Annotated in this window: 14 protein-coding genes; 8 read left to right on the top strand and 6 right to left on the bottom strand. The window is 33.9% G+C overall.

Features of this window, described 5'->3' with window-relative positions; translation table 11 throughout:
- Together MUN68_RS00610 and MUN68_RS00605 are read right to left on the bottom strand one after the other, a co-directional pair.
- Window positions 1–816: a GNAT family N-acetyltransferase gene (locus MUN68_RS00610; RefSeq protein WP_249996432.1), complete on the bottom strand. Its 816-nt coding sequence runs from the start codon at window positions 814–816 to the stop codon at window positions 1–3.
- 3 nt (window positions 817–819) lie between these two features.
- Window positions 820–1,749, bottom strand: coding sequence for an isoaspartyl peptidase/L-asparaginase family protein (locus tag MUN68_RS00605; RefSeq protein WP_249996431.1), 930 nt, complete (start codon window positions 1,747–1,749; stop codon window positions 820–822).
- Between the two features lie 84 nt (window positions 1,750–1,833).
- On the opposite strand from MUN68_RS00605, the gene MUN68_RS00600 reads away from it, so the two are divergent.
- The 6 genes from MUN68_RS00600 to MUN68_RS00575 all read left to right on the top strand — a co-directional run bounded on the left by MUN68_RS00600 (window position 1,834) and on the right by MUN68_RS00575 (window position 15,126).
- Window positions 1,834–5,820: a hybrid sensor histidine kinase/response regulator transcription factor gene (locus tag MUN68_RS00600; RefSeq protein ID WP_249996429.1), complete on the top strand. Its 3,987-nt coding sequence runs from the start codon at window positions 1,834–1,836 to the stop codon at window positions 5,818–5,820.
- Window positions 5,821–5,974: 154 nt separating this feature from the next.
- A complete protein-coding gene (locus MUN68_RS00595; protein WP_249996428.1) occupies window positions 5,975–6,175 on the top strand; it encodes a hypothetical protein in 201 nt (66 codons plus the stop codon).
- Between the two features lie 26 nt (window positions 6,176–6,201).
- Window positions 6,202–7,053 (top strand): T9SS type A sorting domain-containing protein, encoded by an 852-nt coding sequence (locus MUN68_RS00590; protein ID WP_249996427.1) that lies wholly within the window; start codon window positions 6,202–6,204, stop codon window positions 7,051–7,053.
- Between the two features lie 31 nt (window positions 7,054–7,084).
- Window positions 7,085–11,536, top strand: coding sequence for a hypothetical protein (locus tag MUN68_RS00585; RefSeq protein WP_249996426.1), 4,452 nt, complete (start codon window positions 7,085–7,087; stop codon window positions 11,534–11,536).
- A gap of 330 nt (window positions 11,537–11,866) precedes the next feature.
- The gene (polA, locus tag MUN68_RS00580; protein ID WP_249996425.1) at window positions 11,867–14,728 is read left to right on the top strand and encodes a DNA polymerase I; all 2,862 of its coding nucleotides are present in this window, start codon (window positions 11,867–11,869) and stop codon (window positions 14,726–14,728) included.
- Window positions 14,729–14,739: 11 nt separating this feature from the next.
- Window positions 14,740–15,126 (top strand): (deoxy)nucleoside triphosphate pyrophosphohydrolase, encoded by a 387-nt coding sequence (locus tag MUN68_RS00575; protein WP_249996424.1) that lies wholly within the window; start codon window positions 14,740–14,742, stop codon window positions 15,124–15,126.
- On the opposite strand, the gene MUN68_RS00570 is transcribed toward MUN68_RS00575, so the two are convergent.
- Entirely contained in the window at window positions 15,123–17,078 is a 1,956-nt protein-coding gene (locus tag MUN68_RS00570; RefSeq protein WP_249996423.1) for a DUF2075 domain-containing protein, read from the bottom strand. The two genes, MUN68_RS00575 and MUN68_RS00570, sit on opposite strands and share 4 nt — an antisense overlap.
- Window positions 17,079–17,348, bottom strand: coding sequence for a helix-turn-helix domain-containing protein (locus MUN68_RS00565; protein ID WP_249996421.1), 270 nt, complete (start codon window positions 17,346–17,348; stop codon window positions 17,079–17,081).
- A gap of 83 nt (window positions 17,349–17,431) precedes the next feature.
- On the opposite strand from MUN68_RS00565, the gene MUN68_RS00560 reads away from it, so the two are divergent.
- Window positions 17,432–17,626: a hypothetical protein gene (locus tag MUN68_RS00560; protein WP_249996420.1), complete on the top strand. Its 195-nt coding sequence runs from the start codon at window positions 17,432–17,434 to the stop codon at window positions 17,624–17,626.
- Window positions 17,627–17,650: 24 nt separating this feature from the next.
- On the opposite strand, the gene MUN68_RS00555 is transcribed toward MUN68_RS00560, so the two are convergent.
- Both MUN68_RS00555 and MUN68_RS00550 read right to left on the bottom strand, forming a co-directional pair.
- On the bottom strand, window positions 17,651–19,603 hold the full coding sequence (locus MUN68_RS00555; protein ID WP_249996419.1) for a YgiQ family radical SAM protein: 1,953 nt from the start codon (window positions 19,601–19,603) through the stop codon (window positions 17,651–17,653).
- 454 nt (window positions 19,604–20,057) lie between these two features.
- Window positions 20,058–21,689, bottom strand: coding sequence for an ABC-F family ATP-binding cassette domain-containing protein (locus MUN68_RS00550; RefSeq protein ID WP_249996418.1), 1,632 nt, complete (start codon window positions 21,687–21,689; stop codon window positions 20,058–20,060).
- A gap of 242 nt (window positions 21,690–21,931) precedes the next feature.
- Between MUN68_RS00550 and MUN68_RS00545 the strand changes: the two genes are divergently transcribed.
- Window positions 21,932–22,894, top strand: a complete 963-nt coding sequence (locus tag MUN68_RS00545; RefSeq protein WP_249996417.1) for an L-threonylcarbamoyladenylate synthase — start codon at window positions 21,932–21,934, stop codon at window positions 22,892–22,894.
- Window positions 22,895–22,954 lie beyond the last annotated feature (60 nt).

Genomic DNA, 22,954 nt, shown 5'->3' with positions numbered 1-22,954 from the left:
TTATAAGTTTAATTCCATTTCATATTGATTCACAGTATTTTTTAAACCTGCATTTTCTATTGCAATACGTTTAGATTCAAGTCGATCATCCAGATTAATAATTCTCACTTTTTCTAAAATCGATTGAATTGCATATAGCAAGCGTTCCCAATTTCCAATTTTGGTATTAAACACCTCAAATTGATTTATAGTTCCATCAGGATTAATGGCAAAAAACGATTCTAATTTAGTATTGTTATATACATAATAGAACCTAGATTTCCCATGCTTTAAACTGGTATAATGAAAGTCCCAAGAATACATGTCTTGATTAGGTATTTGCTCCCAAAGCACTTTTTCAAAAGGAATTTTCTCAACATTCACTTGACGTTTATCAACTGATAATTCACCAGCAAAACAATTATAAGTCTTACAAATTTTAAACCCAATACTTTCATATGATTTTATAGCTTTGTGATTTTCAGTAATCACTTCTAGAGTACATTTTGTGATTCCATTTTGAATTAAACCTGGAATCGCATGCGCATAAATAGACTTTACTATTTTCTGACCACGATATTCAGGAATCACTCCTGTTCCTGTATTAAATGCAATGTATTCACCATGACGTTCATCAATTGCGTTAATTATAAACCCAACTAATTTGCCATTATCAAACATACCATAAGACAAATTGAAGTTCACTTTAGCGACTTTCCAACATTGCCTATAATAGTTATAATCTGTTGGCATTTTGACAAAATAATTTTCAAACGCAGATAAAAAACACTCCATAATCGTATTAAAATCTGTATGTCCTAAATGCCTAACAATCATGGTTTATTTATAAATTGAAATGTCTTCTTCTCCTTCGGAATTTTTACTCGCACGATACATGCCCTCCGTATTAAAAGGCATTGCGATATTTCCTTTGACATCCACAGCAATCAATCCTCCATCACCTCCAATTTCAAGAATGCGTTTATGAATTACTTCATCTGAAGCAGCTTGTAAACTCATATTTTTATGTTCCATCAAACAAGCCACATCATAAGCTACAACACCTCGAATAAAAAACTCTCCACTTCCAGTACATGAAATTGCACACGTTTTATTATTAGCGTAGTTTCCTGATCCAACCATTGGAGAATCACCAACGCGTCCCCATTTTTTATTGGTCATTCCTCCTGTTGAGGTTGCTGCTGCAATATTTCCATCTTTGTCACAAGCTACAGCTCCAACGGTTCCAAATTTTGAATCTTTTTTAGTAGCATGATCTAATTGAAAACGATCTGTATCTTTAATTTCTAACCATTGCTTATGACGAAATTCATCATAGAAATACGCCTCATTTTCCAAGGTATAATTAAGTTCTTTAGCAAACTGCATTGCACCTTCTCCTGCCAAAAACACATGTTCGCTTTTTTCCATCACATCACGAGCTAAACTTACCGGATTTTTAATACCAGAAATTAAACTCACAGCTCCTGCGTTTAATGTTTTTCCATCCATAATAGACGCATCCATTTCGTGAGATTCGGTTGCTGTAAACACAGAGCCTTTTCCAGCGTTAAACAATGGAGAATCTTCCAAAACCTGAACAGCAACTTCAACAGCATCAATTGCTGATCCACCTTTATTCAAAACAGCATAACCTTTATTGAGTGCTGCTTTTAAATCATTTCTATATTGAGCTTCTAATTCAGCCGTCATCATTCCTTTAACTAAAGTTCCTGCTCCTCCATGAATGGCTATTGAAAATGTTTTCATTTGTTAATATTTTACTTCGGAAAAATACAAATTGCTATTTAAAATAGCTGCACTAATTATTTAAGTTTTTATAAATTTAGTACTTTGGGAACTTTTGCCATTAATAATAAAAAGAAACAAATCATAAAGCACCTATTTTTTGGAATTTTAAGTTTAATTATGTGTGCTCTTTTTGGGAGTTCATCTTCTTATGCTCAAAACTTAATATTTGACCATTATGGATTAAACGAAGGATTACCTCAAGAAACCATTCATTGCATAACGAAAGACAAAGATGGTTTTTTATGGTTAGGCACATCAGATGGTGTGGTGCGTTTTGATGGACATGATTTTGTAGTTCCGTTAGCAGATGATATTAATGGATACCGAATTGGTGCTATTCTGGCCAATAACTCAAATTTATATATTGGCACAGGGCAAAAAGGGCTCCTATCGCTTAATTTACAAACTGAGGTTATTAAACAACTCCATATTAGTGATAGTAATTGCACAAGGATTACAACCCATGATTCCTTAGTAATAGCAACGTATTATAATCAAGGTGTAGTAATCATAACTAATGACCATGTTATACCCTTAACCTTTAATTCTGAAAACCCAAAAGAAATCTTAGGCCTTGCTGTTATTGATGACATGGTTTATTTAGCTTCTAAAAACGGAAGTCTCTATAATTTTCATTTAGATACCCAAAAATTAAATCAGACTATTACACTCAATAAAATCTGTCAAACCTCTTTTCAAATCAACAATATTGTAGCTTTAAACAACAGCTTATTTATTTGTTCAAATGATGGAATTTTCAAATTAAGCGACACTTTAACTCCTGAAAAAGTTAACATATCAACGACTAATTCTTCAGAAAATTTCAAAATAAATGACATCATAAAAACCGATAAACACTACTATATTGCTACAAATTCAGGTCTATTAAAATGTACTTATAGTGATTCTATATTTACAATTGTTAAGCATTTCAAATCTGATAAAAAATATGATGCATACACGATTAATTCAGATGATATTTATACGCTTTTCTACGATAATGAACTTCTATATATTGGTAACATAAATCTCGACATTGCAGCTATTAAGAGTAATCCTGTTTTTGAACAACCTACAGATAAATTTAAATTAAAAAATCCGTCTGTTTTTGCTGTTATAGAAACTGAAAACTTCTTATTTATAGGGACTTCGAGTGGTTTAATCATTTCTGACAATAAAAATCTTGACCACTACATTATTTTACCACAATATGATCGTATTCGAAGCTTCACACAGGACAACGAGAATTATATTTGGTTTGTTGGAAACAAAGGTGCTAACGTTATCGCTTTAAATGATTTAAACCTCAATGACCCAAAAATTATTGGACTTCCTGTTTCAGAAAACAACCCATTATCAATCCCAAATGAAAATTTAAGAAGTGTATATACCGATAATGAAAATACAACTTGGATTGTAACTTATAACTCTGGTTTTTCAAAATTTACAGGTTCAATTAAAAACAATGATTTAAAATTTAAAAATTACAGTGCCAAAAGCTTTCCTTCACTTTTTACCCTATCTATGCTTCAAGATCAAAATGGATCTTATTGGATGTGTACACAAAATGGTTTGAGCAAATTTACTATTGAAAATGAAGTATTTAAGCTTATAAAAAATTACGATGAAACAAATGGACTCGCTACAAAAGGTGTTTTGAGTGCGTTTATAGATTCTAATGAAACGCTTTGGGTCGCCTCAAGAAAAGGACTCAATAAATACAACGCGCAAACAGATCATTTTACAGCCTTCGGAAAACGCGACGGACTCACAAATACTTTTGTGTACAATATTACTGAAGATGATAATAAAAACCTTTGGCTATCCACAAATGACGGATTGTTCAGTTTTAATGTTTCCGAAGAGACCTTTGCTAATTACAATCCGAAAGATGGTGTTCAAAGTACAGAATTTAATCTTGGAGCTGTGTTCAAAAACATCAATAACGGGAACTTGTATTTTGGTGGCATTAATGGTTTAAACATTTTTAATCCAAAACGTATTGGAGAACTAGACAAAGAAGGAGAATTAAAATTCACCAACCTAAAGATTAAAGACGCTTATGTGTCTCCAATAGCATCATCAAACGTAATTCCAACAAGCATTATTAACACTAAATCAATTCATCTTAACTATGATGATTTTCCAGTAAACTTAAGTTTTTCTGCACTAGATTTTAGACCAAACAGCAACACAAACTATGTATACAAACTGTTGCCTGATGACGCAGATTGGAATACTTTAAATACTAAAAACAATCTTCAGCTTTTAAATTTATCATCAAAATCGTACACCCTTCAAATACAAGGAACATCTAGAAACAACCTCTGGCAAAAACCGCCTTTAGAATTGAAGATATCGGTTACTCCTCCTTGGTTTAAGAGTAATTTAGCTTACCTCACTTACCTATTATTATTTTTGGGAATTGTTTACGCCTTTTATAAAATAAGCTTACAGCGACAAATTGCAGGACAAGAATCTAAGCGTCTTCAAGATTTAGACGATTTAAAATCTCGATTCATTACAAATATTACACACGAATTTAGAACACCACTTACTGTAATTCTAGGGTATTTAAGTAATCTAAAAGAACGTTACTCAGAAAAAGAAGAAATTAATGTTGCTATAAATACTATTGAGCAAAACAGTAATAATCTGCTCCATTTGGTTAATCAAATGTTAGATTTAGCCAAATTAGAACAAGGAAAATTAACTCTCAATACAACACAAAGTGATGTTGCATCTTACATTCAATACCTAACACATAGTTTTTCTAGTATTGCTGAGGAAAAATCGATAATTCTAAAGTTCGAATCGGAATTTAACGAACTAAAAATGGATTTTGATGCTGAAAAAATGCGACAAATACTCACCAATTTAATTTCTAATGCACTCAAATTTTCTTCGGAAGACACACACGTTACTGTTGCTTTAAAAAAAATAAATAATCAGTTAGAAATTAAGGTTATAGACCAAGGCTTAGGGATTCCTGAAGACGAGTTACCTCATATTTTTGATCGCTTTTTTCAAGTCGATAACCAAGATTATAAAGTCTCACAAGGCACTGGAATTGGTTTATCACTAACCAAAGAATTGGTTCAACTTATGGAAGGCGATATAGAAGTTCATTCAGCAGTAAATCAAGGCACAACATTTACAGTTAGATTTCCAATAAAAAACTCTGCTCAATTAAGCTCACCAGAACTAAAAGCATTAAAAAGCACGATTGGCGAAACTTATGTGCCGCAATTAGATGATATCATAACTCCCGAAGATACCAACTCCGTTTTAATTGTTGAAGATAATACTGATATGGCACGTTATATTGCTTCATGTTTACAAGAGCAATACAAAGTAACATTTGCAAAAAACGGTTTAGACGGTTTTGAAAAAGCAAAAGAAACCATTCCAGATATTATAATCACAGATGTTATGATGCCAGTTATGGACGGATTTGAATTGACTCAAAAGCTTCAAGCGCAAATAGCAACGAATCATATTCCTATTGTGATGCTGACTTCAAAAGCCATGCAAGATGATAAGTTAGAAGGCATTTCTAGTGGTGCAGATGCTTATTTAACCAAACCCTTTCAAAAAGAAGAATTGTTGTTACGTATGCAAATGCTCATCGCAAAACGAAAAAAGTTACAAGAAAATTATTTGATAGACACAGTCGCTGAAAAAACAGAATTAAAAAAACAAACAACAGATAAAAACCTCATCTTTTTAAATACAATTATAGAAGGGATTCATAACCATTTAGACGATTCTAATTTTGGAGCTACTGAATTAGCTCAATTTATGACTATGAGTGATTCACAACTCTACCGAAAACTGAAAGCTATTTCTAATACAAGTACTTCAATTTTTATTAGAAAAATACGCCTTGAAAAATCGAAAGAATTACTAAAAAACTCCAATTTATCTATTTCAGAAATTGCATATTCTACAGGATTTAACGACCCTAACTGGTTTAGCAAAGCTTTTAAAGAAGAATTTGGAGAAAGTCCATCGTATTTTCGCAACTAACTCAAAATCAATATTATTACATTTGAAATGAATAGATAATCTTTATGATTATTATTGCATTTGACAAAATACTACCTGTTTTTGAAAAAATAATCTAGGTCAGTTTTTGAGTTTACAAATAGGTTTGTAATGCTATTAATTATAAACCTATTCCTTGATTAAAATATCCACACTACTTGTCTCATTAATAATTATTAATTCAAGTTTCTTAGCTGGTCATATCACGATTCAGTTAATGGGAAATCTTAACCCATTTGTACTCATAGCTAGCGAACTATTTCTAGTTATAAGTTATTACACCAATACCATCATAAGCGATGTAAGAAGTGCATTTGATGTCGTAGCAAAACTTTAATCTCAAGAAAATTAAAAACCAACATTATGAAAAAAATTACTTTACTATTTTTATGCGTTTACACAATAAGTTTTTCTCAAAACACCTATGTGCCAGATGATAATTTTGAACAAGCATTAATCGACCTAGGTTATGATTCTGAACCGATAGACGATTATGTCCCAACTGCAAATATTAATACGCTTACAAATTTAAGTGTATCTAGTAAAGGTATTTCAGACCTTACTGGAATAGAAGATTTTACAGCACTTAGTAACTTACTATGCTGGAATAATAATTTAACCGAATTAGATCTTTCACAAAACTTAGCTTTAACCGATTTAAAATGTAACGGAAACCTCTTGACTTCCTTAGATTTGAGTAACAACTTAGCACTTACCAATTTAAAATGCTACGACAACCTTTTAACATCTTTAGATCTTAGTATTAATTCTAATTTAGATTATTTAAGATGTGAAGACAACCAATTAACATCTCTTAATGTTCAAAATGGAACTAATGAAATTATTACATTCTTCAATGCAACTTCAAATGACAACCTCAACTGTATAAATGTTGATGATATTACCTATAGCAACACTAATTGGACAAATATTGATTCGCAAACTAGTTTTAGTGAAGATTGTGATGCGCTTTCAATAGACGAATTTAATCTCAATACTTCTATTTCTCTATATCCAAACCCAACATCAAATCGCTTAAATGTGGCTTTTGAAATTACAGTAGATTCCATTCTCGTCTATAACATTCTCGGCAAAGTGGTTGCTAAAGCTTCAAACCAAAACCACATAAATCTAATACATCTAGATGCAGGCATGTATTTAGTAAAAATACAAGTTGAAAACAAAACGACTGTTAAGAAAATCCTACACGAATAAACTAGATTTCTAACTTCAAAACCCTATTATCATGAAGACAGTAAAATTTATATTGATTCTGTTACTGACCTCTTTAGCAGGTTTTGCTCAAGTAGGAATTGGTAACACAGACCCAAAGGCAAGTTTAGATATTTCAGCATCTAATACAACAACACCTTCTAATACAGATGGTATTTTAATACCTAGAATAGATAATTTTCCAAGTCCAAATCCTAGTTCTGAGCAAAATGGTATGATGGTATTTGTAACAGGTAATGGTGCTCCAACTAAAGGCTTTTATTATTGGGACAATGGAACTACGAATTGGATTTCGGTGGTTGGAATAGATACAAAAAACACATTAGATGGTGCTTATGATGAAGGAGGAAGTGGTAATGGTAGACTAATTACCGCAGACAATGGTGCTGTTGAAGTTTCTGGTGAAGACGGTTTTCAAGTCACTGGTACTTTTGGAAGCGGCAATAACATAAATCTTTCTGGAGCAGGTGTAAAAATGTTCTTTAATCCGCGTAAAGCAGCTTTTAGAGCTGGTGAAGCCGGTTCAAATGAATGGAATTCTTCTAATGTAGGTGAACATTCAGTTGCATTTGGAATAGGCAATGAAAGTTCTGGAGTAAGATCAACGAGTTTTGGTTTAAACAATGAGGCATCTGGAGCTCAATCTACAGCCTTTGGGACTTCTACGCATGCTATAGGATTTTCAGCAACTTCTTTTGGTTTTGACACAAATGCTAGCAATCATTATTCAACTGCTTTTGGTGCTAGCACAACTGCTAATGGATGGTATTCAACAAGTTATGGTGGATACACCATTGCAGATGGGTACGCAGCTACAGCAAGTGGCTGGTATACAACGGCACCTTCATTTGCTGAAACGACCATAGGAATGTTTTCTACAAATTATTCAGCTATTGCTAATTTATCTTTTGATTCAAATGATAGATTATTTACCATTGGTAATGGAGAAACATTCTTCACAAAAAGCAACGCGCTTACCATATATAAAAGTGGGCTAATGAATATAAACGATGCCTATAACATGCCACTAACTGATGGTACAAACGGACAAGTAATGACAACAGATGGATCAGGTAATGTTACATTCAGTGATATTGTGGCTGTAGATGATAATGATTGGACAAATGCAGGTTCATTTTTACATCCTACTGATGGTATTTCAGAAGATATAAGTATCGGAAAAACAACTTCACCTAATGGTAAACTAGATATTGCATCTGATAAAACTTATGGAATTTATATAAACAATCTACACAATGGTAGTAGTTCAAATAACAGCATTTACAATATTTTTGATACTACTACAAGTACTGGTTTAAAAACAGGAATACATTCTGTTTTTTCAACAGATTTAGCTGGAAATCAACTAGGTATTTATAATTCCTTTAATAATGACTCTCCAGGAGACAGAACAGGTGTAGATAATTATATTATTGGTAATAGTAGTGGTGAAATGATTGGAAACAAAAACTATATTGCTTTAACTTCTGGTAATGGCGACAGTTACGGTACAAAAAACAGTTTAGCCTCAGAGAGAGCTGGCATACAATATGGCGTTCATAATTTTGTTGGAGGTGGTGGCTTAAACTCTTATAGCAGGTACGGAACCTATTCACATGTTATTGCTTCAAGTACTGGAGGAGCTGCTTATGGAACGCGTCTTTTTGTAACTGGAATTGGCACAGGTAACAAATATGGTGTGTATTCAGAAATTAGTAATACAGCAGCAGGAACAAATAATTGGGCTGGGTATTTTCTTGGAAGCGTATATGTTGGAACCAATACAGTAAATGGATACAATTTACCAGCAACTGATGGTACAAACGGACAAGTAATGACAACAGATGGTGCAGGAAATGTAACGTTTCAAAATGCAGCAATAAATACAGATAACCAAAACATATCAGGCTCTATGCTCTCAGGTACAAATCTTACAATTGGCATAGAAAATGGAAGTTCACAAGTAATAGACTTATCTAGTTTAGCTGGTGTAGAAAAAATAGATGATTTAATAGACGGAAAAAGTGATAATGATGGCACAGACAATGGTTCTTCTCTATTTTTAGGAGTTAACGCTGGTGCTAATGATGACAGTACACATAATTTTAATGTTGGTATGGGATTTGAAGCCTTACAAAACAATATCTCTAGTTGGGGAAATACAGCCATTGGCTACCAAGCAATGCAGGCTAACACCATAGGAATGAATAGTACTGCTACTGGATCTTTTAGCTTAACTAATAATTTAAGTGGAACTAATAATTCTGCATTCGGAAATGGCACACTATCAGCAAATACCTCAGGAAGTTTTAATTCAGCAATTGGTCAAGGTTCCTTAAATTCTAACACAGATGGATCTTATAATACGGCTCTAGGCTATTGGTCTTTATTAAATAATGATTCAGGAGCTAGAAATGTGGCTTTAGGCTCAAGTTCAGGATACACTAACAGCACTGGAAGCAAAAATGTTTTTATCGGTTATCAATCTGGATATTTTGAAATGGGCTCAGAAAAACTTTATATTGAAAACTCTAATGCAGATGCAAATAATGCTCTTATTTATGGTGAATTTGATAATAATATTCTTAGAATCAATGGTGAATTTCAAATAGGTAACCCAGTGACAACTGGTTATACATTTCCATTAACAGATGGGTCAAATAACCAAGTCATGATTACAGATGGCTCAGGAAATTTGAGCTTTCAAGACATTGTTGGTGATGGAAACACGCAAAACACATTGGATGAAGCTTATGACGAAGGTGGTATTGGCAATGGTCGTTTAATTATAGCAGATAATGGCGCTGTTGAAATTGGTGGAGAAGATGGGTTTCAAATTACTGGCACCTATGGAAGTGGTGATCTTATATCATTGTCAGGTGGAGGAACACGACTATTTTTCAATCCTCGAAAATCAGCTTTTAGAGCAGGAACAACATCTAATACTGAATGGGATAACACAAATATTGGAAATTACTCTACAGCTTTTGGTGATTCAAATATAGCATCAGGAGAAGGTTCAACTGCAACTGGTTTTAGTAATACAGCTTCTGGAGTTTTAGCTTTCGCAACTGGAGAAGAGACCACAGCTTCTGGTGCAAGTGCTGTAACTTTTGGTGTGAACACAACAGCATCTGGAAATTACTCAATGGCCTCTGGCTATTTAACTGAAGCAACATCAGACTATGCAACTGCTTTTGGAAATAGAACTGAGGCTTCAGGAAATCAGGCTGTAGCTTTTGGCTTTTTAACAGACGCATCTGGTAGTAATTCTGTAGCTTTTGGTGATAGCACAACAGCCTCTGGTGATAGATCCGTTGCATTTGGAAATAACAATACAGCTTCAGGTGGCTCATCTGCAGCATTTGGTGTAAGCAATATTAGTAGTGGTACCGCAAGTTTTTCTGTTGGAAGTAATAACTCATCATCATCAAATTACAGCATTACTTTTGGCGTAGAAAACAATGCTACCAATACTAATACATTTGCACATGGATATCGCAGTACTGCTTCTGGCAGTGCAGCTGTAGCTATGGGACTGCAAAACAATGCTCCTTCATGGGGAGAAATGACAGTTGGAACTTTCGCTTCAACTTATGCACAAAATAGCACAGCTAGCTGGCATGCTAACGATCGTGTATTTACAGTTGGTAATGGTACTATTACTACCTCTAGAAGTAATGCACTAACTATTTACAAAAATGGCCTAATGAATATTAATGACGAATACAATATGCCATTAACCGATGGTGCAAATGGTCAAGTCATGACTACAGATGGTACTGGTAATGTTACATTTCAAAATATTCCAACGGTTACAGATACTGATAACCAAACTATTGATGTTCTAAATCTTAATGGCACTGATCTCGAAATCTCTTTAGAAGATGATGGACAAGCCACTCAGACATTAGACCTATCGTCATTACAAGATGGTACAGGCACAGACAACCAACAAATAGACACCTTCACTTTTAATTCATCATCTAATGTACTAACTCTAGAAATGGAAGACGATGGACAAGTTCCACAAACCATAAATCTTTCTAGTTTAAATCCTCAAAAAGCTGCTGCTCACTTAACCTTAAGTGCTGACCAAAGCAATTCGGGTAGTGGGACCACTAAAGTCGTATTTGATACTGAAGGTTTTGATATAGGGAATAATTTTGATACTGCCACTGACGTATTTATTGTTCCTGAAGATGGTATTTATCGAGTTAATGCTCAAATAGCAATTAATTCATCAATATCAACTGGTAGTTTTGATATACGTATTCGCGTTGATGGTAGTCAAGTAAGAATAACAGCTTATAATCATTCAGGAACTGGTAATATCATCCGACAAATTACCAGTTTGCTAGAGCTAACCGCTGGACAAACCATTGATATTGCGTACCAAAGAGCAACTGGAGTAACTGTAAATTCAAATAATTCAATAACCTATTTTGATATTGAACAATTGTAATCCAGTAAGCTTTAAGACCTAGAAATTTATTTACAAAACCTGTAGTCAATATGACACCACATATATAACTTAATTGAATTGTCTTCAGTTATTTTTAGTTTGAAAGTCGTTTGTAGGGAGCGACTTTCTTTTTTTATTACTACGAAAACGGGAATCTTTAAATACAGCCTATTTTTAATTTAGCATTCTTTCATTTCAAGACTTAAGTTTTGTAATTTGCATGTTGTCCGTTCGAGCGCAGTCGAGAACTTTTTTTAAAGGGCAAAAGCATGATTTAAAAAACCTCTCGACTGCGCTCGAGGAGACAGAACTTTCAATTTTAATTTCATTATGTCTGATCAAAAACGCTTATTTCTAGTAGATGCTTACGCACTTATTTTTCGAGGTTATTATGCCTTTATAAAGAATCCAAGAATCAATTCCAAAGGCGAAGACACGTCTGCTATTATGGGCTTTATGAACTCCTTATTAGATGTCATAAAACGTGAACGTCCTGATCATTTAGCGGTTTGTTTTGATAAAGGTGGTAGTGCAGATCGTGTAGAAATGTTTGAGGCTTACAAAGCCAATCGCGATGAAACTCCTGAAGGCATAAAAACTGCTGTGCCTTATATATATGAAATTTTAAAAGCCATGCACATTCCAATTATGGTGAAGGAAGGCTATGAAGCCGATGATGTGATTGGAACCTTGGCAAAAAAAGCTGAAAAAGAAGGCTATCAAACCTTTATGGTGACACCAGATAAAGATTTTGCGCAGCTCGTTTCTGAAAATATTTTTATGTACAGGCCTATGTTTGGAGGTGGTTATGAAACTTGGGGAATTCCTGAAGTTCAGAAGAAATTTGAAGTCACAGATCCTTTACAAGTGATTGACTTTTTAGGTATGATGGGAGATGCTTCCGATAATATTCCTGGTCTTCCAGGAGTTGGCGAAAAAACCGCTAAGAAATTTTTAGCAGCTTATGGAAGTATGGAAAACCTGTTAGCCAACACACATGAGCTAAAAGGAAAAATGAAAGAAAAGGTCGAAGCAAATAGTGAATTGGGTATGCTTTCAAAGAAGTTAGCCACGATAATGTTAGATGTTCCTGTAAACTTTAATGAAAAAGATTTTGAAATGTCGGAACCAGATATTCCTAAAGTCACAGAAATTTTTCAAGAACTAGAGTTTAGACGATTAATTGATAATTTTAATAAAACATTTTCTGCAGAAACGGTTGCGCCTAAGGTAGAAACAACACAGTCAACTGAGGCTAAAGTTTCAGATAAAACGGAAACAAAAACAACACCAAAGGAAGTTAAATCGGCTGGTGCTGGACAATTTAGTTTATTTGGAGGTGAAGACAATTCCGCGGAAGCGACACCAAGTAACACAAGAAAAACGGCTGAAAACACATCGCATTTTTATCAGAGTATCGCTTCAGGAATGGCAACCAAACTATTCGTGAAAAACCTGATGAATCAAACGTCTGTATGCTTTGATACTGAAACCACTGGACTTAATTCGTTGACTGCTGAACTCGTAGGTATTTCATTTTCTTGGGAAACAGGTAAAGGATTTTATGTGCCATTTCCAGAAGACAAAAATGAGGCTCAAAAATTGATTGAAACCTTCCGACCATTTTTTGAAAATGAAAACATCCAAAAAATTGGTCAGAATTTAAAATACGACATCAAAGTCTTAGCAAAATATAATATTGAAGTCAAAGGAAAACTCTTCGACACTATGCTAGCGCATTATTTGATTAATCCAGATATGCGACATAATATGGACGTGTTGGCTGAAACGTATTTGAACTATACTCCAATTTCAATAGTAGATCTTATTGGCAAAAAAGGCAAGAATCAATTATCGATGCGAGAGGTTCCTTTAGAGAAACAAACCGAATATGCTGTTGAAGATGCTGATATCACGCTTCAGTTAAAAGAACATTTCGAGAAAGAATTAGGTGAAGCCAATACTCAAAAGCTATTTGATGACATCGAAATTCCGTTGCTACGTGTTTTAGCGACTATGGAATTAGAAGGTATTAATCTAGATAAAGGTTTTTTAAATTCTTTGTCTGAACAACTTAATACAGATATTGAAGCACTTGTAAAAAACATTTATGAAGCTGCAGGTGAAGAATTCAATATTGCCTCACCAAAGCAATTAGGTATCATTTTATTTGAAAAACTAAAATTGGTTGACAAGCCAAAAAAGACAAAAACGGGTCAGTATAAAACAGGAGAAGATATCTTGTCTTACTTAGCGAAAGATCATGAGATTATTCAAAATATTTTAGATTATCGTGGACTCGCAAAACTGAAAAGCACTTATGTTGATGCTTTACCACTTCAGGTTGAAGAAAGTACAGGCAGAGTACACACAGATTATATGCAAACCGTTGCTGCAACAGGACGATTGAGTAGTAATAATCCAAATTTACAAAACATTCCAATCAGAACAGAACGTGGACGACAAGTTCGTAAAGCATTTATCCCTAGAAACGAAGACTACACTTTACTAGCTGCCGATTATTCTCAAATAGAACTTAGAATTATTGCTGCTTTAAGCAAAGAAGAAACCATGATTGAAGCTTTTAAAAACGGAGAAGATATTCATGCGTCGACTGCTTCAAAAGTATTTGGTGTGCCTATTTCTGAAGTCACTCGTGAGCAACGTAGTAATGCCAAAACCGTCAACTTCGGAATCATTTATGGAGTCTCTGCTTTTGGATTGAGTAACCAAACCGATTTATCTCGAGGTGAAGCCAAAGAGCTTATTGATACCTATTATGAAACCTATCCGAAATTGCGAGCTTACATGAGTGAGCAAGTCGATTTTGCAAGAGATCATGGTTATGTACAAACCGTTTTAGGTCGACGTCGTTATTTAAAAGACATCAATTCTCGTAATGCGATTGTTCGTGGAGCAGCAGAACGAAATGCTGTGAATGCGCCTATTCAAGGCTCTGCTGCAGATATTATTAAAATTGCTATGATTAACATTCATAACAAAATGAAAGCTGGTGATTATAAATCTAAAATGCTCTTGCAAGTGCACGATGAATTGGTATTTGATGTTTATAAACCAGAGCTTGAAGAACTCTCTTCGCTTATAAAAACGGAAATGGAAGGTGCTTTTAAAATGGAGGTTCCTTTGGATGTTGAAATTGATACTGGTTTGAATTGGTTGGAGGCGCATTAAATAGCATTTAGATGAAAATAATTCCTGTCACTTGTGCAATAATTCATTTTGGAGATAAAATTTTGGCTGTTCAAAGAAGTGAAACCATGAAACTTCCTTTGAAATGGGAATTTGCTGGTGGTAAAATTGAATCAGGAGAATCCGAAATTGCTTGTATTAAACGAGAAATATTTGAAGAACTAAATATTCACATTGAAGTAAAAAAAAGATTGACTCCTGCGACTCACCAATACCCAAATTTCAAAATTGAATTAATTCCTTTTACCGCTGAATTTGTTTCAGGAGAATTGAAACTTAGAGAGCATAGTAGTTTTATTTTAGCCAAAAAAGAAGAATTGATTAATTTAGATTGGGCAGAAGCTGATTTACCTATTTTAAAAGAATATTTAGCAACTTAAAACAATTCTTCAATCCCAATTTCTTTGAAATAATTATAAGTTCCATCATAAAAATGACTTGGTCTTGTATGGTCTATATCTGAACCTTCAGGTAAATAAATTATTAAACCTTGCCTTGCTCTAGTTAATAATACTCGGTAGGTGTTTTTTAAATATTCTTTACTTTTTTCTATATGGATGTTATTCCATTTAGTACCACGAAAACTCTGAAATTTCCAATGTCCATCTACAATATGAAAATTTGCTCCCCAAGCCAAACAAGTATAATCAATTTCTAAACCTTGTATATCGAATTCTGTTGCTGTTTCTTCAAGAAAATTAGAAGACCTGACATCTTCATTTATATTTAAAAACCATTTTGGCGCTTCAATTTCGTTTTTAACATCAATTCCAATAGATTTCAATCTCCTTGCTCCTGAAGAAGCAACAACTCCTATTCTTTCTGTACCTTTAGCTTGTTCTCGAAGCCATTTTTTTGCAATTGTCAAATTTCTAGTAAAGAATATTGGAAAATCATCCTTAACTAATTTAAATAATTCTTTTGCTCTTTCGTTATTGATTTCTAAAAACTCATGAACAAATTCTGATATTTTTTCAGACCTAAACGAGCGAACAGAAACAGATAAATGTAATTCCTTTTCAGAAACTGCGTTCTCAATAAGCCATAATTTTTGACAATTAGTTCGAATATAGTTTTGGCTTTCAGTTATTAAATCGGAATAATGAATATTCCATTCTTGATAATTCTCTTTGAAAGTATTTATCCATTCCTCTATTCCGGCTTCTCCTCTGTTTATCTCTTGACCACCACCAATCAAACAAACAATCGTACACCAATCTGAATGTCGATTCATTACATCTATTAGGAATTCAGGTTCAGACATTGAAAAGCCTTCTTCATTCATCCAAGAAGTCAACTTATCTTTATCCCAAGCTCTTTGAGCTTCATCAAATACAACTACTTTTTCGTTTGGTGGTTTTGTATCTGTTATATATTCATTTCTAAAGTGATGTATATTTTGAATAAAAGTATTTGCTTCACTTCTTGCATCTGCAATTTTAATTTTTTCTCCTCTTTCGTTGTAGTCTTTAACACTATCTCTTGACAAAGCTTCTCTTAAAACATCAACTAAAGGACCGTTACCTGAGAGAAATACTGCATACTCATTTTCATCTACTTTCATTCTTTCATTTGCAATATTCAAACCTGCTAAGGTTTTTCCTGCACCTGGAACACCTGTTACAAAACAAATTGATTTCTTCTTATTTAACTTTGAATATTCAATCACCTTATTCAAACAAGTAGTGGTTTTTGATAAATTAATAGCTCCGGAATCATAACGGGATATTTCCTTGACATCATGACCTTTATACAAGGCTTGAGCAGCCTCAACTATCGTTGGAGTAGGCTTATATGCTGAATCCTCCCAATATTTTATATTAATTTTATAATTGGAAGAATTTACAAATCCCTTGATTACTTCCTCAATTCCATTTTTATTACATTTTACTACTTCATTAAAATCTAAAACTTCATCTATCTCGAAAATAGTTTTTTTAGCATTTGTAGCTACTAGAACTGGAACTAATTTAGCATGATGACTTCCTTCATGAAAATTTCTTAAGTCTAAAGCATAATCAATGGCTTGCATCTGTGCATGCTTAGTATAAATATTTGTCCCAACTTTAAATTCAATTACGAAAATGCAATCTTCAATTATCACTATATTATCAACCCTTTTACCCATTCTGGGAATCGCAAATTCAAAATAAACTGACCCATTAAAATTACCTAGTTGTTCTTTAAGAATTTCAATTTGCTTGAGCCAGGCTTTTTTTTGTAATTCCTCAAGTGAATGGCCTTTATGATTTGAACTTAGTTGCCCATAAATTGAATTTGAATCTTCAGTGATGAAACTTGAAATTGAATTACTATAATAAGCTCTATTCATTTAGTTATCAGTTTTAAGTTCATAATCTTGATAACTCAACTTTGAATTCTGGTTTTTGAAATCTAACAAATCAGACAAATTCATTTCAAAAGCTTTTGAAAATACAGCAATATTGGTCAGAGATATATTTCTCTCACCCCTTTCAATCATACCAATATAAGTTCTATGAAACCCTGTTTTGAAAGAAAGTTTTTCTTGACTTAAATTACTTTCGAGTCTTAACTCTCGAATTCTTAGTCCGAATTCTTTAAGAATAAATTTGTTTACCATATATCGAAACTATACTTATTGTATGCACTAATCAACATACAATAAGTATCATTTTGTTATATTTGTTTTTAAAACAACTCGGCATGAAAAAATCTAAAATGACATTATTTGCCATTTATAAGAATGGGATACATTTAGGAAATGAGAAAGGAAAAGATATTGATGATGCTATTAATAAATATCTTGTAGCATCTTTTTTTGAAGAGTTTTTAGATGATTTAGAATTCAAATCTCTTTACAGTGGTAAAATCGCAATGAAAAGTATTCATTATTCTTAGAAGGAAGATAATCTCGACAAAATATTATCTCCTCCTCTTCTTAGACTTAAACTTAGCCTTAGTCTTCCGCTGATTAAAAGGAACCGCATCATCAAACGTATGTTTCGCCTCACCACTTGGCTTATTTTTACGCCATTTTTCGTCTTTTTCAGGAAGCAATACGTCTAATAAATCTTGACGACCAAGTTTGTTTAAGGTCTTTTTAATCCACGCCTTATTTTCGTCCTTATACCAAAAGAAAAAACGATGTTGCTCATCTTTTTCTTTGCGTGTTATAGGTGTGTTTACTTTTTTAAGCGTGTAAGGATGGTAACCACTATAATAAATCACAGTAGCTACAGTCATAGGTGTTGGTGTAAAGCCTTGCACTTGCTCTAACTGGAAACCCATATCTTTTGTTTCGGCAGCTAGATTTGCCATATCCTCCACTTCGCAAGCAGGATGGTTAGAAATAAAGTAGGGGATTAATTGCAGTTTTAAACCTTTAGCGACATTAATCTTATCAAAGCGTTCCTTAAACTTATGGAAGTATTTAAACGAAGGCTTTCTCATCAATTTCAACACAGGATCACTCGTGTGCTCTGGCGCAACTTTAAGTCGTCCAGACACATGTTTGGTCATCACTTCTTCTGTGTAATCGTCTAACTCTTTGGGATCTGCATTTTTATTAAATTCTGGAACTAACATATCGTGACGAATTCCAGAACCTATAAACGATTTCTTCACTTTTGGGTGACTATCAACCGCTTTATATAATTCGGTTAAAGGTTTGTGAGACGTATCCAAATTACTGCATATCACTGGTGAAATACAACTAGGAGCCACACATTTGTCGCAGATAGATTGTACTTTTCCTTTCATCTTATACATGTTGGCACTTGGTCCACCAATATCAGACAAATACCCTTTAAAGTCTGGCATATTTGCGACTGTATCGACTTCTCTTAAAATAGATTCCTGACTTCTAGACGCTATAAATTTCCCTTGATGTGCAGAGATCGTACAAAAACTACAACCACCAAAACAACCACGATGTATGTTGATTGAAAACTTAATCATTTCAAACGCAGGAATTGGTCCTCGCTTATTATATTTTGGATGTGGTAATCGTGTGTAAGGCAACTCGAATGACGCATCAATTTCATCTTCGGTCATGGTTGGATAAGGCGGATTTATCATCAACGTCTTATCGCCTACGTTTTGAAAAATTCGTCGTGCTGCTAACTTATTTGATTCCTGCTCAATAACTTTAAAGTTAGACGCGTATTTTTTCTTATCCTCTAAACAAATTTCATGCGATGCGATTTCAACATCTTCCCAATTACTATTCTTAGGAATTTTAGCATCTTTATTTAAAAGCACTGCTGTTTGCTTAATCGTCGTAATGCTAGAAAACGGAACCCCTTTCTGCATCAAACGCACCACTTCTTTCAAGGGTTGTTCTCCCATTCCGTATACCAACATATCAGCTTTAGAACTTTCTAAAATGCTTGGCATCAACGCATCACTCCAATAATCATAATGTGTCACACGACGCAATGACGCTTCAATTCCACCAAGTAGCACAGGAACATCTGGCCATTTTTCTTTTAGAATTTTAGAATACACTGTGGTAGCATAATCTGGACGAAATCCAATATCTCCATTTGGCGTATAAGCATCTTTATCACGACGTTTTTTATTCGCATTGTAGTTACTAATCATAGGATCCATACAACCACCTGTAACTCCAAAAAACAACTTCGGAGCACCAAGCTTAACAAAATCCTGAAGATTATCTGTCACACTAGGTTGCGGAACAATTGCAACACGCAAACCAAAACTTTCTAGTAAACGTCCAATTACAGCAGGACCAAACGTTGGATGATCCACATAAGCGTCTCCACTAAACAAAATAACGTCTAGTTCGTCCCAACCGCGTATTTTAACCTCTTTGTTTGTGGTAGGCAACCAATCTGAAAGTTTTAATTCACTCATCGCACTGCAAAAGTAGTTAAAATATTGCCGCTTAGGCAGTACAAAAAGTTAAGGTCTTTATTTGGGCGTTACCACACTCATACCTACAAGGTTTCCAAAACCTTGCAGGATCGCTTAGGTCGTGCTCTCGGCAGTCGCTTTTTTGTGTTGCATAAGCGCAACAGTACAAAAAGAGCTTCAACAAATGCCTCCATCACTAACGCAGTTAACAAAAATGAAAATTACTAGTGAAATGAAAAACGTCAGTTCGAGTAATTTTGAGATTATTGAAGTTAAAATATATTTTAATTGAAAATACCTAAACGAAGTTTAAAAAATCGTATCGAAAACTCATTTAAAGCAGACAACCCAGTTCTCGATACAAATTTTACTCATTTTTAATCGTAAAATTCACTCGAACTGACAAATGTCATCAATATGATCAACAGATTATAAAACTTATTTCAAACTCAAATCACAAGTCTAAGCCTTTCAAACTCTCAACGCGATTTCTAACTAAGAAATCATCAATCGTCTCAAAATGCTCAACCACACGTTTGTCTTTAAATTCAAATACCTTTTTAGATAAGCCTTGTAAAAAATCACGATCGTGAGACACAAGTATCAGTGTTCCATCAAAATTTTGAAGTGCTTCTTTTAAAACGTCTTTAGATTTTAAATCTAAGTGATTTGTTGGCTCATCTAGAATAAGTAAATTCACAGGTTCTAGCAATAGTTTCACCATCGCTAATCTGGTTTTTTCTCCACCAGACAACACACTTACTTTTTTATCTATCTCGTCGCCTCTAAACATAAAACGACCTAAAATATTTTTGACTTGTGTTCGTACATCACCTTTTGCAACCTCATCAACTGTTTGGAAAATCGTTAAGTCTTCATCAAGCAAAGCGGCTTGGTTTTGAGCAAAATAACCAACTTTAACATTATGACCTAAACTACATGTTCCTTCGACTTCAATTTCACCTAAAATAGATTTTATCATGGTCGATTTCCCTTCGCCATTTCGACCAACAAAACAGACTTTCTCTCCTCTTGCAATCGACATATTTGCATCTTTAAACACAACATGTTCATCATAAGATTTAGAAACATCTTTAACTGTTACAGGATAATCACCTGAACGATTTGTTGGTGGAAAACGCAATTTTAAAGCTGAGGTATCTACATCATCAATCTCTATAATTTGCAATTTTTCAAGCATGCGTTCTCGCGACGTTACTTGATTCGTTTTTGAATAGGTGCCTTTAAAGCGATCAATAAACGCCTGATTGTCGGCAATAAATTTCTGCTGTTCTTGATACGCTTTTATTTGATGTGATCTTCGGTCTTCACGCAATTGCAAGTAATGTGTGTATTTTGCTTTGTAATCGTAAATGCGACCCATGGTCACTTCAATCGTACGATTGGTAATGTTATCAATAAAAGCGCGATCGTGTGAAATCACAACCACTGCATTGGCTTTATTAATCAAGAAATCTTCCAACCAAATCACAGATTCAATATCGATATGATTCGTAGGCTCATCTAATAAAATCAAATCTGGTTTTTGAAGTAATATTTTCACGAGTTCTATTCGCATGCGATAACCTCCAGAAAACTCATTGGTTTGTCTTGTGAAATCTTCTTGTTTAAAGCCTAAACCTTTAAGCGCTTTTTCAACTTCAGCATCATAATTTACATCTTCTAAAGCGTAGTAACTTTCCCCTAAATCTGAAACACGCTCAATAATTTTCATGTAATCATCAGACTCGTAATCGGTTCTAGTTTCAAGCTGTTTATTTAAGCCTTCCATTTCATCACGCATTTCAAACACATGACTAAAGGCTTTTGAGGCTTCATCAAAAACAGTGGTATTATCTTCAGTTAATAAATGCTGTGGTAAATACGCAATAATTGCGTCTTTTGGCGTTCTTACGTTGCCGCGTGTGGCATTTTGAACACCTGCAATAATTTTCATCATTGTCGATTTTCCTGCACCATTTTTTCCCATTAATGCAATTTTATCATCTGCATTAATCGTGAATGACACATCACTAAACAACGTGTGACCACTAAACTCTACTGCTAAATTATCTACTGAAATCATCCTATAAATTTTAAAGCTGCGAAATTACTAAAAACCAAAGTTCAATATATAAAAATATTAATTTTAATAAGGAAGTCAATAATATTTCTATTTGTCACCTTGAGCGCAGTCGAAAGGTCTCCCATAAAAATATTTATAAAGGTTTCGACTGCGCTCAACCAGACATTAGAACATTAAAGACTTGACTAGTTTCATATAATTCTTTCGTTTTTTTGAACTAATATTGCAATCATTAAAGCACAATGAGTATCCTATCAACAGACATATCAAAAGCGGTTGCTATTTTAAATGCAGAAGAATTAGTTGCAATTCCTACTGAAACGGTTTATGGATTGGCAGGAAATATCTTCAGTGAAAAAGCCATAAAAAGTATTTTTGAAACGAAAAAGCGTCCGTTTTTTAATCCGTTGATTGTTCATATTCCTTCTGTAGAAGTATTAACAACTATAGCAAGCTACATTCCTGCTAAAGCAAAACTTTTGGCTGATGTCTTTTGGCCTGGACCTTTAACGCTTGTGCTTCCTAAGAATTCAACAATTCCTGACATTATTACTGCAGGAAAAGATACAGTAGCAGTACGTATTCCGAATCATCCAATGGCTTTAGAATTACTGAACCATTTAGACTTTCCTTTGGCTGCACCAAGTGCAAATCCGTTTGGGAGTATTAGTCCGACAACTGCGCAACACGTCAACGATTATTTTAAAGAGGACATCAAAATGGTGCTTGATGGAGGCGCTTGTCAACGTGGAATAGAATCTACAATCATCGGATTTGAAGGCGAAGAACCTGTGATTTACCGTTTAGGCTCCACATCAATTGAAGAAATCGAAAACGTGGTTGGATCGATTCAAATAAAGAATAAAAAGGACATTGCTCCAAATGCTCCAGGCATGTTAGATCGTCATTATGCACCTTCAACACAAACTATTTTAGTAGATGATCTTTCTAAAGCTGTTGAAGAACATTCAAACAAACGAATTGGTGTTTTAGCAATTAATAAATCTTTAGAACATGATGCTATTGCATTTCAAATTGTACTTTCAGAATCTACAGACTTACAAGAAGCGGCTTCAAAGTTGTATGATGCCTTACATCAATTAGACAAACAAGATTTAGACATTATCATCACAGAGCGGTTTCCAGATTTTGGCTTAGGAAAATCTATCAACGATCGCTTGCAACGTGCGACTGTAAATAAATAACTATTTAAAGTTTATAAGGTTCTTTTAACTCTTTTTTTTATTTTTAGTCTTTATATCAGG

Source organism: Psychroserpens ponticola (assembly GCF_023556315.2).
GTDB classification, from domain to species: domain Bacteria; phylum Bacteroidota; class Bacteroidia; order Flavobacteriales; family Flavobacteriaceae; genus Psychroserpens; species Psychroserpens ponticola.
This window is presented reverse-complemented; position numbering and strand designations above follow the sequence as displayed.

Excerpts from the sequence above, each read along its gene's own strand:
- MUN68_RS00610 (WP_249996432.1), bottom strand. The coding sequence starts at position 816 with ATGATTGTTAGGCATTTAGGACATACAGATTTTAATACGATTATGGAG.
- MUN68_RS00605 (WP_249996431.1), bottom strand. The coding sequence starts at position 1,749 with ATGAAAACATTTTCAATAGCCATTCATGGAGGAGCAGGAACTTTAGTT.
- MUN68_RS00590 (WP_249996427.1), top strand. The coding sequence starts at position 6,202 with ATGAAAAAAATTACTTTACTATTTTTATGCGTTTACACAATAAGTTTT.
- MUN68_RS00585 (WP_249996426.1), top strand. The coding sequence starts at position 7,085 with ATGAAGACAGTAAAATTTATATTGATTCTGTTACTGACCTCTTTAGCA.
- polA (WP_249996425.1), top strand. The coding sequence starts at position 11,867 with ATGTCTGATCAAAAACGCTTATTTCTAGTAGATGCTTACGCACTTATT.
- MUN68_RS00575 (WP_249996424.1), top strand. The coding sequence starts at position 14,740 with ATGAAAATAATTCCTGTCACTTGTGCAATAATTCATTTTGGAGATAAA.
- MUN68_RS00570 (WP_249996423.1), bottom strand. The coding sequence starts at position 17,078 with ATGAATAGAGCTTATTATAGTAATTCAATTTCAAGTTTCATCACTGAA.
- MUN68_RS00565 (WP_249996421.1), bottom strand. The coding sequence starts at position 17,348 with ATGGTAAACAAATTTATTCTTAAAGAATTCGGACTAAGAATTCGAGAG.
- MUN68_RS00560 (WP_249996420.1), top strand. The coding sequence starts at position 17,432 with ATGAAAAAATCTAAAATGACATTATTTGCCATTTATAAGAATGGGATA.
- MUN68_RS00555 (WP_249996419.1), bottom strand. The coding sequence starts at position 19,603 with ATGAGTGAATTAAAACTTTCAGATTGGTTGCCTACCACAAACAAAGAG.
- MUN68_RS00550 (WP_249996418.1), bottom strand. The coding sequence starts at position 21,689 with ATGATTTCAGTAGATAATTTAGCAGTAGAGTTTAGTGGTCACACGTTG.
- MUN68_RS00545 (WP_249996417.1), top strand. The coding sequence starts at position 21,932 with ATGAGTATCCTATCAACAGACATATCAAAAGCGGTTGCTATTTTAAAT.